Source organism: Maribacter spongiicola, from assembly GCF_004364165.1.
Classification (GTDB): domain Bacteria; phylum Bacteroidota; class Bacteroidia; order Flavobacteriales; family Flavobacteriaceae; genus Maribacter; species Maribacter spongiicola.
On record NZ_SOAY01000011.1, the window covers coordinates 218,539 to 233,419 of the forward strand.

A 14,881-nucleotide genomic window follows, 5' to 3' on the forward strand; every position below is an offset into this window, starting at 1 on the left:
ATTATGTTTTAGATGTGAATTGAATTATTGCCTTTTGCATATCGTTTGTTTTTTCATAAATCCGCATTATGCGGTCGTTTTCCTGTCCATCGGTCAAGTAAGCTGCATATACTTCCTTCGGAACTTCCAGCCGAAAAATGTTACTTTCCCTGCCAATCTTGATAAACATTTCGGTGTACTTACGTGGTCCTGAAAGATTGTTCTTGATGGATTTTAATTGGTTAAGGTCGTGGCTGGATAGGTTAAGCCTTTTAACCAGTTCATCATAGCCCTTTTCATTATTCAGGCTATAAATGACTTGGGTATTTTCAAGAATACTCGCTGAAGTAGAATTGTTCGGAAGCTGATTGATAGACTGAAGAATAATTCCAATCGCACCATTTTGTTTTCGGATGGCTTGATAATAGAATTCCACGCTTTCCAAAACGTTTTCAAACTTCAGTTGTTTGGCAAACTCATCAAATAGGATGATTCCCTTTTCAGCTCTGTTCTTCCAAATAGTTCTTTGGATGGCTGACTTGATGAGCTTGAGCATCACGGACAGGATTTCCTTATTATCCTTAACTTCATCCAGTTCAAAAACAATCAATCGTTTATCCTCGATTTTATAGGTCTGGTCTTCGCTCACTTCAAAAAGGAAACTGTATAGACCATCGCCGACATATTCTGACATTACGTGCAAAAAGCTCGTGACATTGAAGTAGTCGGAATGGATTTTTAAGGTGCTCAGAAGCTCTTTCTGATTCCTTTCTATAAAACTGTAAAAACCATCCAACGAGTGATTTTCTGAAGTGCTATCGTAATAATGGCGCAGTATCTTTTTAACCGAAACCGATTGTGCTTTCGTTACCTTTAAGTCTGAAGCGAATAACTCGAAAAGGAACACGGATAAATCTTCCAATCGCTCGGGTGTAAGGTCATTTGCACCACTTATATAAAAAGGATTGATGCCCAGATTCTTTCCACTTTCGTAGCGAAGCACCGTGTATTTTTCAGGATAGAGTTTGGCAAACTTGGTATAGGAACCACCCAAGTCGATAATGACCAAGCGAACACCACTTTCAAAATACTGACGTAGAATATTATTGGCTAAAAAGGATTTGCCTTCGCCTGTTGGGGCAAAAATGGCAAAGTTTCGTGCCTTGATGCGTTTCTTCTTTTCATCCCAAACATCTTTCAAAACAGGAATGTTATGCTCACGGTCATTAAAGATGATTCCGGTGTTATCACTTTTATAATTGGTGTTATTGATAAACAGGCAAAGCGCGTGTTTTAAATCGGTTACGTATAAATCATTGTTTGAGAAATTGGTAGAGAAACAGCAGTAACTATTAAGGATGTAATTCTTGCGTTCTTCCCCTTGTGGATAGTATGGTATGATGTCCAATTCCTTAAATTCGGTCTTTATTTTTGAAGTTATCTTGTCAAGCTCTTTAGCTTCCTTCGCCCAATAGACAATATTGAGATGACCACGAATAATCCGAGCATTATCATCGGCATTGATTTGGTCAAGGATGTGTTGGATTTTACCTAAAACCACTTTATTCTGTGAACCGAAGTTGGAACTTTTGTTGAGTTCCTCAACTTTCTTATCGAGCAATTTGCGCCACTTCTGTTTGTCGTCCAAATACAAAATCTGGTTGACAATATGATTTTCGTTAAGCGTAAGCCCTAAACCATCAATAAACCCTTGATGAAAAACAAAATCGTCAGAAGTGAATTTCTCATTGGTTTTGCTACTCTGTACACTTTCGCCAAAGCACAGTTCGCTGTTGATGGCCAGGGCATCAAAATGGTTTTCGCCAATATTGACGCTTTTCTTATCCAGTAAAATATCAGTATCATAGCCTTCATTAAAGCCGTTGAAATAGGAATTAGCCAGTTGTTGTATTTCTTCCGCTTTAAGCGAAACAAAATCCATCTTTCTGCTATTGTTGATAAAGGAAACCGAATCACTAACCGAGTTGGAGAAGCTCTTGATATTATCATCCAATTCCTGTACGATACCTTTTGAAACTTTTCTGAAAGGGTTGACGTATTTCGGATTGTTGAGCGCCTTATTTTTAGTCAAGATGAAAAACAAATAGCAGCTGTGCTCGATATAACCACGACCTTTAAAATGCTCGTGGGTCGCTTTTTCTAAAAATGTAGAATTGGGAAGTTGTTCTGAAGTATAGGATTTCTTGAGGAAGATATCCTGTTTGTGAACCACGGTTCCGACAGGCAAAGATTTTAAAGCCTGAAACCAAGCACCGTGCATATCTTCAAAATCCTTTTCAGACAACGAGTATATTTCCGGCAGATTTCCTTTGTAGCACAAAATAACATTGCCATTATTGGCAAATACGATATTGTCCTGAATATCTACGATGGGTTGATATGCCGAAAGGTTAATCTTGTTCATAATCGAAGCCAGAATTTCTTTTGTTACTAATGATTTTTGGAAAAGCCTTAGCCATTTGGAATAGTTGTGGATTGTGGGCTATTCTCGTCAGCGCCACATAAAGGGAAGCGTTGAAAACCAACACACCTATGATTATCCCAAAGCTGAAAGAGAAGATGATGATGAGCAACGAAGCCAAAATAGAAACCATCATCAAAGCAAACAGGGAAATGGGCAGCCCAAAAATGACCGCCCTTTTCCTGATGTTTTTATAGACCTCGAACCGTTTCATTTATACAACGATTCCTATTAGGTAAGTAAAGATTCCGACTACTGCACCTGCAATCAATACAAATACTAAAACTCGGGTAATCCCCTTTTTTAAATCTGCATTTTCCCCAAAAAAATGTCCTGCGTTAAACAGGAAACCTACAAGGAAGATTACACCGAGAAGTATTGGAAAAATAGTTCGGATAGTGTCGCCTACATCGTTAACTGAATCTTCAATGCCACCAATTTGAGCAAAAAGCGAAGTGGATAAGAGCGAAAGAATGGATGCGAAATAGTGTGATTTTTTCATAACGGAACAGTTTAAATTTTTGGTTCATTTTCGTTATTGGAAATTTACATATATTTGATTTTAAATAACTGAAAATCAAATAATTGTGAATAAAATATTATTTGATATTGTTTGAATTCCGTTGCTATTATTTGGCATCAAATCCAATGGATTTTTGAAGGGAAGTTGTTGATAACCCGAAAATTGAAAATGAAAAATCTGCTCAAAAACGTCAGTTTTGTGATTTTGGTTCTAAAAATGTGCTTCATTTTTGGACAAGAATCGACTGCTCAAAAACGAATAATAATTGACGTTGGACACGGCGGAAAAGATGCTGGTGCAATTGGTATAAATGACATTCAAGAAAAAGATGTGGTTTTATCGATTGCAAATGAGATTTTAAAGTTAAATGACGACTTGGAAAAACCACTCGATATTTATTTGACTAGGTATAAAGACACTTTAATGTCATTATCGGACAGGACTAAACTGGCAAAAGCATTAAAAGCTGACTTGTTTGTGTCCTTGCATTGCAACCATTCTGATAATCCAGATGCGAGAGGGATAGAGGTTTATGCTTCAAGAAAACAAGAAAAGTTCTCAAAAACATCGGCTTTTATGGGCTATCAAATTGAAAGCGCACTTTGTGAAACAATAGGCTACGAAAATCGAGGTGTAAAGTTTGCCAACTTTCAGGTACTTCGGGAAACTGTTGAGTATTGCGCCTCAATACTATTAGAATTGGGTTTTTTGAGCAATAAAGATGAAGGCAGCTACATTTCAGATAAGAACAATATTGAACGCATTGCACTAACCATATTATTATCCATTCAAAAATCAATAGAATTATGAAAGATATTTTTTTAGAGTTAACAAAGAACTTGAAGGACATTATATTGCAATTCGTTTCAGAAGTGATTTTATTGTACAAATCCTTTAGAAGTTAGATTACCTAAGTTTATTATCTACACATTATAAAAAAAATTTATCCGATAGTATATTTAAGTATTTGCTTAAATAATATAATAATGATATATTTGTGACCACTTTAAATCAAAAAAGATGAGCTTGGAAATAACCTGTACACGGAACGAAGCAGACAAGAAGCAAATATCGAGATGTAAGGAAACCATAGAGAATTCTTCAGGTAGCTTAGAAGCGATAAGCAAAATTTTGTCTCTTGCGGGAAGCGAGGTACGACTGAAAATTCTATTTCTATTGAACATAGAGAATGAACTTTGCCCTTGCGATATTGCTGACATTCTTGAAATGAGTGTTCCTGCCGTATCCCAACATATCCGTAAAATGAAGGATGCAGGAATTATTTTATCGAGACGTGAAGGGCAAACATTGTATTATTCGCTGGTAAAGAGTGAGGACAATGTTTTGAATGGAATTTTCAATTCAATTTCAGCAAGAAAGAAAACAGCTTAGAAAGTTTACATTATGGCACCTAATAAAACTTCAAATACCGCGACCTATACCGGCATTTTTACCGCAGTTGCAGCATCAATATGTTGTATAACCCCTGTCTTGGCACTAATTGCCGGAACAAGCGGAATTACATCTACATTCTCTTGGGTCGAGCCATTTAGACCCTATCTTATCGGCTTGACCATTATTGTTTTGGTCTTTGCCTGGTATCAGAAACTACGACCGAAAACACAGGAAGAAATAGATTGCGCCTGTGAAGATGATGCGAAACCATCATTTTGGCAATCCAAACGGTTCTTATTGATAGTAACACTATTCGCAGCATTGATGCTGGCCTTTCCGTACTATTCCAATCTATTTTATGCACAGCCCACCAAGGATATTGTCTATGTCTCTCAATCCAATATCAAAAAGCACACTTTTGAAGTCGCTGGAATGACCTGTGCAGGTTGTGAGGCACACGTAGAAAACGAAGTCAATAAATTGGACGGAATTATTTCGGTCAAAGCCAGCTACGAAAATGCCAATACCATAGTGGAATTTGACAAGACCAAAACCAATTTGCCCACAATCCGAAAAGCTATAGAAAGCACGGGGTACAAAATAATAGAATAATGAAGATTCAATTAAAATCTACGATTACCTGTCCTGAATGCGGCCACAAAAAGGCTGAAGAAATGCCAACCACGGCCTGTCAATTCTTTTATGAATGTGAGAATTGCAAAACGGTCCTGAAACCAAAAGAAGGGGATTGTTGTGTATTCTGTTCTTATGGTACTTTGGCTTGTCCGCCGATTCAAGAAAATAAAAATTGTTGTTAAAAAGCCATACCTTAAATTCACTTCCTCTTATCCCCAGCCTTCGTATCAAAAGCAATCAAATTAAAAAGTTCCCGCATTCGACTACGGACACGATTACCATAACGTTCTTCCAGTTCTTCTGCGTTGAGATTGGTGGTGGCGTGGGTCTTGATTTTGTGTTTGGTTTGTAAGTACAGCTCGTATCGAGATAAAAGCACTTCGCCCATCACATTAAGATCCTTTCCGTAGAATCTGCCAGACGGTTCCACGCCTAAATCATCAAAACAGTAAAATTTGGTGTTACCATATTCTTCAACGGTTTTAAAGCCTAAATGATTAAAACTGAAGGTTACGTTTCGGCAGGGAATCATTTCATAAGGACGTTGTAACGGAACCAAATGGCGCAACAATTTCATCAAACTGGTTTTGCCACAGCCAACTGGTCCGGAAAGTAGAATCCCTTTGTCAATGTCAATGCCATAAGTCTCACAGTTATCCTTGTCCTTGATGAAATAGGAACAGAGCTTCAACAGAATATCCTTGTCCTCATCATAAATCCTGAATCTTTTACCAAACAATAGTTTGCCCTTGGCATTCAGGTAAATCAATATTTTTGGAAAATCGTAGAGAACACTTTTACCATCAAATTTTCCGAGCGAATATACCACGCCGCCTTCGGTTATTTTAGAGGGGTTGTCCATAATCTTTGTTTTTAGTGGTTCGCAAGTTGTCCTTGATTTGGGACGCTTGTTTTTCGTTTGCTTTGTTTTCCTCGTCGAATATTTCGGTCCTGTCCATCCAGTTGATGGCTACGGCTCGCCAATCTCTAATCTCTTTTCCATCGCCTGTTTGCCAATTTCTGGTTTGGTAATGCTCATAGAATTTTTTTGCCTCATTAGCATCAAAACCTTTTTCTTCAAAAAAAATAAAAACGGCCTGCCAGCCCTTTGGCTGTTTTATATAGTTTTCCTGTTTGATATTGTTTGTTTCAGATACCAATGCTTGTCCACCTATGGGACGGTGTAGGTTCACAACCTGTCCATTTTTGGGATGGTGGTTTCCCTCAAGCGGTACACCTCTGGGATGGTACTGTTCCGCAAGTTGTTCTAATATGGGATTGTACTGTCCCACAACAGGTTCATCACTTGTCCCAATAATGACCATCTTTATTTTGCTGCCTTTGTATGGATTGTTGGAAGGGAAATAAGACAAGTATTGCCAAGAATCCAGTTCTACAATAGATCTATGGTATGTGGACTTTGAACCTATCTTGGCACAGCGCATTAAATCTCGTCGGTTCACGTAGAATTCATCCATAAAGCGGCAACTGTTCCATTCTTGGAACAGCGCCATATAAAGACTGATATGGGTAGGATTTAGGCGGTCATCAAAATAGAACTTCTCAAAAGCCGCATTAAGTAGCTTTATATAGTTCATCGCTTAAGAATTTAGACCGTGGTGCACACGGTTGGCATCCATCACTTTTTGAATTTCCTCTGTGTCATAATAAATGATGCCACCCACTTTGGTGTATGGTAATGTGCCATTGATGCGAAGATTCTGTAATGTGCCTGGACTCACTTGAAGCAAGTCCATAACCTCAGAGGATTTGAGATATTTCTTCAGCTTACCGCTGGCTTGTCTGGTCAATAATTGTTTAATGTCATCGAGCAATTCCATTTTGAATTCCCGAAGGTCGTCTGTGGTAATGATACTTGTCGGCATAATAGAACGGTTTAATGAAAAGGGACTATCTGTGTTTATTATTTTAAATGACAGTCCCTGACCTGATTTGACTTTCGTTCTACAAATTTGAATAGGTTTATTGGATTTTATTCCCCAGTACGACCGTACTACGGTCAAATTTTAACATCTTGAAATTAGATGGATTTTGTGGTGTTTTGAGGCTTCTGAAATAGTAACGGTGTGCTAAATCACATCAAATTATATGAAGACGGCTTCCAAAATTAAAAGACCGTAGGTTAACCGTAGTACGGTCTTTTTTTTTAAGAGAAAAATCCGCTTGTTATTCCTCGCTCTTGTCCATTTCTATGAGCAACGATGTAGAAAGTTCATCGAGGAAAAGTGTCCTACTGTTCTTGCGGTTTTTGATGTCCTGATAGGTTTTGTAGATATCTTTCGGTTCAATATCGAATAGCTGTTGCATTTTTTTGGAAACCTGCATTATGGCCTGATTGTCCTGTTTGCCCAATCCCTTTGAGCAGAGGGCATATACCAATTCTACATAATCTGTATTTGAAAATGGCCAATGTATCTTTTCAATTGGTTTAGCACCATTTAATTTGCCGTTTATTCCATTCCGAATTCGATGCTTTTTTTTATCCAAATAAATCACTAACAAATCATACGCCTTGTATTTGCCAAGCAGCATATCTCTTGGTGTGCAAAACTCTGGGTCTTGAAAGTAAAATTTGGAAGTTGTGATATGGAATGTTTCGAGGTAATCTCTGGTGTAATATTCCTTGTCAAAATGGGTAGCACCGGAATTTACATAACGTCCAAAATCGATATTGTACAGGAAGAAGCGATTTATTTTGCTGATTTTCTTTTTAATCGATTTTAGTTGGGCATCCTTATCGCCCTTTGGAAGTTGAATTTCAAAGGAATGTATTTCTGAAAAATAGATGAGTTTGATGAGGGGAACCTGCTTAGTGTTCTTGAAGAAGTTTATTTCATCTTGAATCGTCTTAAATTTCGTGTCGATGATCTCTTTTTTATAATCACTCAGTAATTTACGGCACGCTTTTATGGAACGATAAGCTTGTTCTAAAATGCTTGTATTCTGGGTTTTAATTTCATCCAGATCCTTTAATAGTTTTTTTGATTGTAATTGAGAATTCATAAGCAGGAACTTTAACGTTGTAAACCATAGATATGGGATTTAGTTGATACGATTGGTTGGTTGATGTCATAGTCCTACAAAATGGTGTAAATGAATGCCAAGGTTCATAAAATTTGTGGCTCATTATTGTATTTTAGGGAACTCTTACTAAAGTACCTTTACTTCTAACTTGTACAAGGAAAACATACCGTATATAATTACGGAATAGTCCGTATTTTTCTACGGATTATTTGTTAGGCACTATAAATAGTGGCTTTTAAATAAACTCAATTTACTTACTTTTTCTTCCGAAATCGCTTCAAAAATTCACGCCTATTCTTTACACCTGTCTTTTTGAAGATATTTGATGCGTGTTTTGATACGGTACTTTCTGCAATGAATAAGTCTTTGGCGATGTTTCTGTAGCTTGAATTACTTAAAATTGACAAAGCCACTTCGATTTCTCTACGGGTCAAATCTTCATATATAATTTTACGCTCTACCGATTCGTCACGTTGTTTTTTCTTTAATGCAAAGACTTCATACATTCGGTTATTGTTTTCTATGAAGTACAAATACCTATCTGCTTCAATCGCTGTTATGGCAAAGAAAGCCAGATTCATTACGGTAAATGTAATCCATTGGTAATCGCCGATGACTGTGCAAATAGGTAATAAGGCAATACTTGCTACACTTACCATTGAGAGTTTATTTCGTCTTACTATGAAAGGATTCGGATTGCTGGGATTTGATATACGACGATAGAAAATAAACAGAAAAACAAAAGTGACAGCAGATATAGGAATGGTAAATAGAAAGCGTGCAGAATTAAGGGAATCTGTTAGAAAATAAGGGATTAGAAACAATACCACAAAACTCACGCTTGCGAGTATAGCAAGGTTTCTTATGGATGAATTGAACCTTAAAACAACAATATCGTATTCTTTATAGAGATAATAAACGATATAGACACACAGGGCTATGGCGACACCATACGTGATAATGTACTGTAAAATAGATGGGTCAGGAAAGTTGTCAATTGGTAAGAAACCACCAGTAGCATTATAAGCAATAAACAGGATTCCGAGGTAGAGGAAACGTCTTAGACTACTGCGCGTTTTCTTTCTGGAAAAGTAGAGTGTAAGCAATACTATGAACGTATCTATTAATAGATAGAAAAAAGTCGTCCAATGTATCGATGTACCAAACATTTACTCTACTTCCCATTGCGCTCAAATTTGTTGGTTTCTAAATTCTTGGAAACATTGTTCCAATCAAAAATTTGTCCGTTCATAGCAATATAAACATCCGGTTTTAGAAGCTGTACTGAGCTTATTGCATACCCTAAATTGAAGGGTGCATCTGTATCTGCAGATGAACCCAAAATGAAAGACCCAACCAAAACTATTGTCTTGTTTAAATTGAGTTTTCCTATATATTTTGCGGTATCTTCTATCGTGAAAGTACCGTGGGTAATCAGTATCTTAGTCGCATTAGTTTCTTTTATCTTGCGAACCAATAGTTCTCGGTCATCATTTGTTATAGCACGACTGTCTTTTTTAAAGACACTTTCGATAGTGTATTCAAAATCGATATTTGCTTTATTTAAAAAATCTTCAATCCCTACATTGGATGAAGTAATACCACCATCATCTGTATAATCCAACCCTTCGATTGTACCGCCTGTTGTGAATATGAGAATCATAAATTAGGACTTCCTCTACTTATAAAGATAGTGTTAATTTATTTAAAACTAATTTTATTGGTTCGGTCAAAATAAACACTCTAAGCATCCTGCCACTTCATTTTCTGCAATCGTACAGCATTGAGAATAGCCAATAAAGCAACACCCACATCAGCAAAAACAGCTTCCCACATTGTCGCTAAACCACCTGCACCAAGAATGAGGACTATGACCTTGACACCAAATGCAAGCGCAATATTTTGCCAGACAATTCTTCGCGTTGAACGACCAATTTTTATTGCTCTTGCAATCTTACTCGGTTGATCGGTCTGAATGATAACATCGGCTGTTTCGATGGCGACATCACTTCCTAAACCACCCATCGCAATACCTACATCACTTGCTGCTAAAACGGGTGCATCATTAATACCATCACCGATAAAGGCTACTTTGGTTTCGGGTTGCTTTTTGAGCTCTTCAACCTCATTGAGTTTATCTTCAGGTAACAAACCACCTTTTGCCCAATCGATATTTAACTCTTTTGCAATCTGTTGTGTAATTGAGTCTTTGTCGCCTGATAGCATTATAATCTTTGAAATTCCCGAATCTCGAATTTGTTTAATGGCTTGGTGCGCATCATCCTTCAGTTCATCTGCAATGGTTACATAACCTGCGAATGTTCCATCTATGGACACCATAACGATGGATTCTACAATACCATCTGTTTCCGAAGGGACTTCTATGCCATTTGAGGTCATCAAAGCTTTATTACCTACCAATACCGTTTTCCCATTGACCGTTCCTTTTAAACCTTTTCCTGCAACTTCTGAAACATCGGTCGCCTCGTAATCCGAACCGTCTGCTTTATATTCGAGAATCGCTTTTGCGATAGGATGCGTGGATTGTTCTTCCATCGCCATCAGGTATTTCATAAATTCGGCTTCCTCAAATGTGAAGGAATTGATTTCTTTGATTTTAAAAACCCCTTTGGTAACGGTACCTGTTTTGTCCATTACGACCGTGTTTACTTGGGTCATTGCATCTAAAAAGGATGCACCTTTAAAAAGAATACCGTTGCGAGATGCCGCACCCAAACCGCCGAAATAGCCCAGAGGAATGGAAATGACCAGAGCACAAGGGCACGAAATCACAAGGAATATCAACGCTCGGTACAGCCAATCCCTAAACACATAATCATCCACGAAAAAGTAGGGCAAAAACGTCAGTCCAATTGCCAAGAATACAACGATAGGCGTATAAATCCGAGCAAATTTTCTGATGAACAATTCGGTCTTTGATTTTCTGGCAGTTGCATTTTGCACCATATCCAGAATTCGTGCAATGGAACTGTCTTTAAATTCTTTAGTGGTTTCAATCTCGATTACACCATCAAGATTTATGCTTCCTGCAAAAACAGTATCACCTTTAGCAATCGTATCAGGTTTGCTTTCGCCTGTCAAGGCAGCGGTATTAAAAGAACCCTTTTCAGAAAGCAGAATACCATCAAGCGGAACTTTTTCGCCTACACGTACCTGTATCTTTTCACCGATTTCAACAGTCTCGGGATTTACTGAAACAAAATCACCATCACGATAAACCAAAGCTTCATTTGGTCTTACATCGAGTAAGGCTTTTATATTTCCCTTCGCACGGTTAACGGCCGCATTCTGGAACAGTTCGCCCACAGCATAAAATAACATTACGGCTACGCCTTCTGGATATTCGCCGATAGCGAACGCCCCTAAAGTGGCTATGGACATCAAGAAAAATTCGGTAAAGAAATCACCATTTTTAATACTTTTCCAGCCTTCTCTTATCACCGGAAAACCAACAGGGATATAGGCTACCGTGTACCATACTATGCGAATCCATCCTTTGAAGAAAGGAAACGCATCAAAGTAATCAATAGCAATTCCGGCTATCAACATCACAAAGCTGAAAATTGCTGGCAGATAAGTTCTAAATTTAGAAACTTCTTCTGGACTGCTGTGGTTATGGCCATCATCGTGACTGTGCTCGCCCTTATGTTCTTTTGGGTCAATGTCCCGTAAATTTACTTTTTTCTTTTTCATATGTTCTAATCAAGTTTGATATCATTTTAAAAACTACTTCGATAATTTCAGTATTCTCAATGCACCGCGCATTACAAAAGTGAAAACGATCCCGCCAATCACTAAATCGGGCCATTTACTATTCAGAAAATAAACCAGCACCCCAGCTACTATAACACCACCATTGACAATAATATCATTGGATGTAAAAATGGCACTTGCCTGCATATGAGCCTCTTGGCTCTTTGCCTTGTTGATGAGCCAGAGCGATATCAAATTACCTGCCAATGCGAAAATTGAAACTATAATCATCCATTGAAACAGGGGCGTTTCGGTATTGCTAAAAAACCTTCTCAAGACCTCTGCAAACCCAAGTATTGCCAATGCCATCTGAAAGTATCCGCTGTATTTCGCAACCTTCTTTTTTCTTGAAATGGCACCGCCTACCGCAAATAGGCTTAATGCATATACGATGGAATCTGCCAGCATATCTAATGAGTCTGCCACTAGACCCATCGAAGAAGAAATCCAACCAGTGGTCATTTCGATAACGAAAAAGCCAAAGTTGATGCCCAAGACCCACCATAGGATTCTTTTTTGTTTGGATTGGTCTTCCATTACGGGTGGTTCGGCTTCTGTGGTTCCTTCTAAGGAATCCCCAAGTTTTAAGCTGGCTATAGACGTTTGTATCGCCTTGACGTCGTCCACGTGATATACTTCCAATTTTCTGTTAGGAATATCAAAATCCAAGTGTTTTACTTGAGCATAAGACTCTAACTTCATCCGAATCATCTGCTCTTCTGAAGGGCAGTCCATTTTAGTTATTATAAAAGTGCTTTTTTTCAAAATCAATCTAATTTGTTTGTTAAAGTAAATTACTGCTACATTTTTCACATATTCCCGTAACCACGAGATTAACATCCTCTGCCAAATATCCATCGGGCAAATTGATATGCGGGATTTTTTGTTCCGTTAAACAAACCGTTTCGTCACAGTTAGTGCAATGGAAATGTAAATGCAAATCCTGTTCTATTTCACAATTACAGCCTTCTTCACAAAGTGCGTATTTAGAGATTCCAGTTCCGTCATCTATGTGATGCACCACGTTTTTTTCTTCAAACGTTTTTAGGGTTCGGTACAATGTGGTTCTATCCGCTTTTGCGAAAGCATTCTCAATATCAGTCAGGGCGATGGCGGCATCCCTATCGGCCATATACTTATAAATCAATATGCGCATTGCCGTTGGGCGAACCCCATTGTCAATCAATCTTTTTTCTATTTCTTTCATTTCTTATCGATGCTGTTTTTGATTTTTTGTGCCTTGGAAAATGCTTCCCAACCCTCTTTTGCCGCGTATGGCACTATCAACAATGCCGCAACAGGGTCGGCCCACCACCAGCCCAGCCATTTCACGAGCAATAGACCTATTAGGACTACTACGGTTTGATACAGACAGATAAAAGTATCCTTGGCATCAGCTAATAAAGCAGGGCTATCCAATTTATGTCCGTACTTTCTTTTGTAATAAATCAGAAATGGATTTACCACCAAGGAAACTATCAGAATCACGATACCTATCGTAGACCAAGATGCCGTTTCTTGACTTATTAGTTTTGATATGGAATCATAGGATATGAAAATGCAGATGAGGGCAAAAGATATTGCGATGACGTATAGCGTTGTCATTTTTCTTTTTTCTACGCGCTTTTCGTCCAAACCCTTGATTTCGCCGTGCAATCGCCAACCGAGAGTGCCAGCACTTATGACTTCAATGGTGCTGTCCAAACCCCAGCCTATTAATGCTGAACTGTTTGCCGTGAATCCCGCGATGAGCGATACGACCACTTCGATAATGTCATAAATGACATTCCATATTTGAAGCGTTCTTGCTTCCTTTAAATTTTGCTTTCTTTTTTGGTCCATTTTTTAATGTCCTTCTTCCTCGTTTTCCCCTTTTTTCATTTCCGCCATTAAGTAGTAGGCGTTATTAAAGGCATACTTAGTATTTGGTTCTTGTTCCATTAGAAAATCAATGGCAATCCAATCGCCATGGTGAGTTCCTTTTATGATTTCCACGGGCATAAACTTCCAATCCTCACCTTCCTTTTTTGCTATAAATACAAAGGACTTTTCGCCATCGGCTGAGATGGCACTTTCAGGAATTGCCGTGGTCATTGTGTTGTCGGTTTGGATGCGCCCTTGAATATACATTCCTGGTATCAGGTTGCCTTCCTTGTTTTCGATTTCGGCGTGTACGTGTATCGCTTTTGGGTTCTGCTCAAAAGTTTTTCCTACGGAATAAATTTCCGCTGTCAGTTCCTTTCCCGGAATGGATTGGACATTGAACCGCACGGTTTGTCCTTCCTTTACTTTGTACACGTCTTTTTCAAACACCATCAAATCGGCGTGAACGTGATGGGTGTCCACGATTTCCATTAGGTCTGTTTGAGGTTCTACAAATTGTCCTGTTTTGACGGCTACTTTTTCTACAAAGCCTTCAATGGGACTTCGTAATGCAACTCTTTGATAAATAGTGCCGTTTCTCACGCCAGACGCACTAACGTTCAGTTGTTGTAACTGTGCTTCTAAACCGTTCGCCATACTTCGGGAAGCTTGATATTCAGCTTCTGCTTTTTGGAAATTGGCACCGCTGCCCACACCTGCATCATACAAGGTTTTTTGGCGTTCGTATTCTTTTTTGAGAAACTGACTGTTACTATATGCATTGAGGTAATCCGTCTGTTTCTGTATGATATTGGGATGTGACAGATAGGCCACCGTCTGACCTTTGTTGACCTTATCGCCCTCAATGACTTCAATAGAAACCACATTGGCACCCACAACCGTAGTAATGGTAGCTTCGTTTTGTGGTGGCACTTCCAGTTGACCGTTGGCTTCTACATATCCGCTCATATTGCGCTGGGCAAGCGTATCGACTTCCATTTGTAGGGCATCATACTGTTTTCCAGTAAGTGTTACTATTTCATCTTCTTCAGAGTGATTTTCTTCTTTTTCTGAATGTGCTGCATCATCGTGGTCGCTTTCTGTTTTTGACTCGCCACAGCTGATAACTGCCAATGCAAAAAACATTGCGGTAATCGGTATATATTTTAATTTTTTCATCTTTT

Annotated in this window: 18 protein-coding genes; 5 read left to right on the forward strand and 13 right to left on the reverse strand. The window is 38.4% G+C overall.

The window, feature by feature from the left end; translation table 11 throughout:
* Position 1: 1 nt before the first annotated feature.
* Positions 2-2,404, reverse strand: a complete 2,403-nt coding sequence (locus CLV90_RS09130; protein ID WP_133687197.1) for a TraG family conjugative transposon ATPase — start codon at positions 2,402-2,404, stop codon at positions 2-4.
* A 110-nt stretch (positions 2,405-2,514) separates the two neighbouring features.
* On the opposite strand from CLV90_RS09130, the gene CLV90_RS19230 reads away from it, so the two are divergent.
* Entirely contained in the window at positions 2,515-2,658 is a 144-nt protein-coding gene (locus CLV90_RS19230) for a hypothetical protein (protein ID WP_166638560.1), read from the forward strand.
* Between the two features lie 17 nt (positions 2,659-2,675).
* Here the strand turns inward: CLV90_RS19230 and CLV90_RS09140 are convergent, their stop codons facing one another.
* Positions 2,676-2,963, reverse strand: a complete 288-nt coding sequence (locus tag CLV90_RS09140; protein ID WP_116772160.1) for a hypothetical protein — start codon at positions 2,961-2,963, stop codon at positions 2,676-2,678.
* 189 nt (positions 2,964-3,152) lie between these two features.
* Here CLV90_RS09140 and CLV90_RS09145 point away from each other — a divergent pair, with 189 nt between their 5' ends.
* The 4 genes from CLV90_RS09145 to CLV90_RS19430 all read left to right on the forward strand — a co-directional run bounded on the left by CLV90_RS09145 (position 3,153) and on the right by CLV90_RS19430 (position 5,197).
* Positions 3,153-3,794 (forward strand): N-acetylmuramoyl-L-alanine amidase family protein, encoded by a 642-nt coding sequence (locus tag CLV90_RS09145; RefSeq protein WP_116772161.1) that lies wholly within the window; start codon positions 3,153-3,155, stop codon positions 3,792-3,794.
* Positions 3,795-4,004: 210 nt separating this feature from the next.
* Positions 4,005-4,376, forward strand: a complete 372-nt coding sequence (locus tag CLV90_RS09150; RefSeq protein ID WP_116772162.1) for an ArsR/SmtB family transcription factor — start codon at positions 4,005-4,007, stop codon at positions 4,374-4,376.
* 12 nt (positions 4,377-4,388) lie between these two features.
* Positions 4,389-4,991: a mercuric transport protein MerTP gene (gene merTP / locus CLV90_RS09155; RefSeq protein WP_133687198.1), complete on the forward strand. Its 603-nt coding sequence runs from the start codon at positions 4,389-4,391 to the stop codon at positions 4,989-4,991.
* A complete protein-coding gene (locus CLV90_RS19430; protein ID WP_116772164.1) occupies positions 4,991-5,197 on the forward strand; it encodes a GDCCVxC domain-containing (seleno)protein in 207 nt (68 codons plus the stop codon). The genes merTP and CLV90_RS19430 overlap by 1 nt, the downstream gene beginning before the upstream one ends.
* Before the next feature lie 17 nt (positions 5,198-5,214).
* On the opposite strand, the gene CLV90_RS09165 is transcribed toward CLV90_RS19430, so the two are convergent.
* The 11 genes from CLV90_RS09165 to CLV90_RS09215 form a co-directional block, all read right to left on the reverse strand.
* On the reverse strand, positions 5,215-5,877 hold the full coding sequence (locus CLV90_RS09165) for a P-loop NTPase family protein (RefSeq protein ID WP_116772165.1): 663 nt from the start codon (positions 5,875-5,877) through the stop codon (positions 5,215-5,217).
* Positions 5,861-6,613, reverse strand: coding sequence for a hypothetical protein (locus CLV90_RS09170; protein WP_133687199.1), 753 nt, complete (start codon positions 6,611-6,613; stop codon positions 5,861-5,863). Before CLV90_RS09170 ends, CLV90_RS09165 begins: the two co-directional genes overlap by 17 nt.
* Before the next feature lie 3 nt (positions 6,614-6,616).
* Positions 6,617-6,901 (reverse strand): helix-turn-helix domain-containing protein, encoded by a 285-nt coding sequence (locus CLV90_RS09175; protein WP_047550478.1) that lies wholly within the window; start codon positions 6,899-6,901, stop codon positions 6,617-6,619.
* Positions 6,902-7,202: 301 nt separating this feature from the next.
* Complete coding sequence (locus CLV90_RS09180) at positions 7,203-8,039, reverse strand: RteC domain-containing protein (RefSeq protein ID WP_133687200.1); 837 nt, start codon at positions 8,037-8,039, stop codon at positions 7,203-7,205.
* A 275-nt stretch (positions 8,040-8,314) separates the two neighbouring features.
* Entirely contained in the window at positions 8,315-8,719 is a 405-nt protein-coding gene (locus CLV90_RS19435) for a helix-turn-helix domain-containing protein (RefSeq protein WP_243835334.1), read from the reverse strand.
* A 515-nt stretch (positions 8,720-9,234) separates the two neighbouring features.
* Positions 9,235-9,723, reverse strand: coding sequence for an asparaginase domain-containing protein (locus CLV90_RS09190; protein WP_133687201.1), 489 nt, complete (start codon positions 9,721-9,723; stop codon positions 9,235-9,237).
* Positions 9,724-9,803: 80 nt separating this feature from the next.
* The gene (locus CLV90_RS09195; protein WP_133687202.1) at positions 9,804-11,774 is read right to left on the reverse strand and encodes a heavy metal translocating P-type ATPase; all 1,971 of its coding nucleotides are present in this window, start codon (positions 11,772-11,774) and stop codon (positions 9,804-9,806) included.
* Between the two features lie 33 nt (positions 11,775-11,807).
* Positions 11,808-12,599 (reverse strand): cation transporter, encoded by a 792-nt coding sequence (locus CLV90_RS09200; protein ID WP_192462282.1) that lies wholly within the window; start codon positions 12,597-12,599, stop codon positions 11,808-11,810.
* 19 nt (positions 12,600-12,618) lie between these two features.
* The gene (locus CLV90_RS09205; protein WP_116772171.1) at positions 12,619-13,041 is read right to left on the reverse strand and encodes a Fur family transcriptional regulator; all 423 of its coding nucleotides are present in this window, start codon (positions 13,039-13,041) and stop codon (positions 12,619-12,621) included.
* On the reverse strand, positions 13,038-13,676 hold the full coding sequence (locus CLV90_RS09210; protein ID WP_116772172.1) for a cation diffusion facilitator family transporter: 639 nt from the start codon (positions 13,674-13,676) through the stop codon (positions 13,038-13,040). The genes CLV90_RS09205 and CLV90_RS09210 overlap by 4 nt, the downstream gene beginning before the upstream one ends.
* A gap of 3 nt (positions 13,677-13,679) precedes the next feature.
* Positions 13,680-14,876, reverse strand: coding sequence for an efflux RND transporter periplasmic adaptor subunit (locus CLV90_RS09215; RefSeq protein WP_133687203.1), 1,197 nt, complete (start codon positions 14,874-14,876; stop codon positions 13,680-13,682).
* Between the last annotated feature and the right edge of the window lie 5 nt (positions 14,877-14,881).

What these genes read in the sequence shown, in the direction of transcription:
- CLV90_RS09210 (WP_116772172.1), bottom strand. Translation starts at nt 13,676, where the DNA reads ATGGACCAAAAAAGAAAGCAAAATTTAAAGGAAGCAAGAACGCTTCAA.
- CLV90_RS09180 (WP_133687200.1), bottom strand. Translation starts at nt 8,039, where the DNA reads ATGAATTCTCAATTACAATCAAAAAAACTATTAAAGGATCTGGATGAA.
- CLV90_RS09215 (WP_133687203.1), bottom strand. Translation starts at nt 14,876, where the DNA reads ATGAAAAAATTAAAATATATACCGATTACCGCAATGTTTTTTGCATTG.
- CLV90_RS09190 (WP_133687201.1), bottom strand. Translation starts at nt 9,723, where the DNA reads ATGATTCTCATATTCACAACAGGCGGTACAATCGAAGGGTTGGATTAT.
- CLV90_RS09205 (WP_116772171.1), bottom strand. Translation starts at nt 13,041, where the DNA reads ATGAAAGAAATAGAAAAAAGATTGATTGACAATGGGGTTCGCCCAACG.
- CLV90_RS09170 (WP_133687199.1), bottom strand. Translation starts at nt 6,613, where the DNA reads ATGAACTATATAAAGCTACTTAATGCGGCTTTTGAGAAGTTCTATTTT.
- CLV90_RS09150 (WP_116772162.1), top strand. Translation starts at nt 4,005, where the DNA reads ATGAGCTTGGAAATAACCTGTACACGGAACGAAGCAGACAAGAAGCAA.
- CLV90_RS09175 (WP_047550478.1), bottom strand. Translation starts at nt 6,901, where the DNA reads ATGCCGACAAGTATCATTACCACAGACGACCTTCGGGAATTCAAAATG.
- merTP (WP_133687198.1), top strand. Translation starts at nt 4,389, where the DNA reads ATGGCACCTAATAAAACTTCAAATACCGCGACCTATACCGGCATTTTT.
- CLV90_RS09165 (WP_116772165.1), bottom strand. Translation starts at nt 5,877, where the DNA reads ATGGACAACCCCTCTAAAATAACCGAAGGCGGCGTGGTATATTCGCTC.
- CLV90_RS09140 (WP_116772160.1), bottom strand. Translation starts at nt 2,963, where the DNA reads ATGAAAAAATCACACTATTTCGCATCCATTCTTTCGCTCTTATCCACT.
- CLV90_RS19435 (WP_243835334.1), bottom strand. Translation starts at nt 8,719, where the DNA reads ATGGTAAGTGTAGCAAGTATTGCCTTATTACCTATTTGCACAGTCATC.
- CLV90_RS09145 (WP_116772161.1), top strand. Translation starts at nt 3,153, where the DNA reads ATGAAAAATCTGCTCAAAAACGTCAGTTTTGTGATTTTGGTTCTAAAA.
- CLV90_RS19430 (WP_116772164.1), top strand. Translation starts at nt 4,991, where the DNA reads ATGAAGATTCAATTAAAATCTACGATTACCTGTCCTGAATGCGGCCAC.
- CLV90_RS09130 (WP_133687197.1), bottom strand. Translation starts at nt 2,404, where the DNA reads ATGAACAAGATTAACCTTTCGGCATATCAACCCATCGTAGATATTCAG.
- CLV90_RS09195 (WP_133687202.1), bottom strand. Translation starts at nt 11,774, where the DNA reads ATGAAAAAGAAAAAAGTAAATTTACGGGACATTGACCCAAAAGAACAT.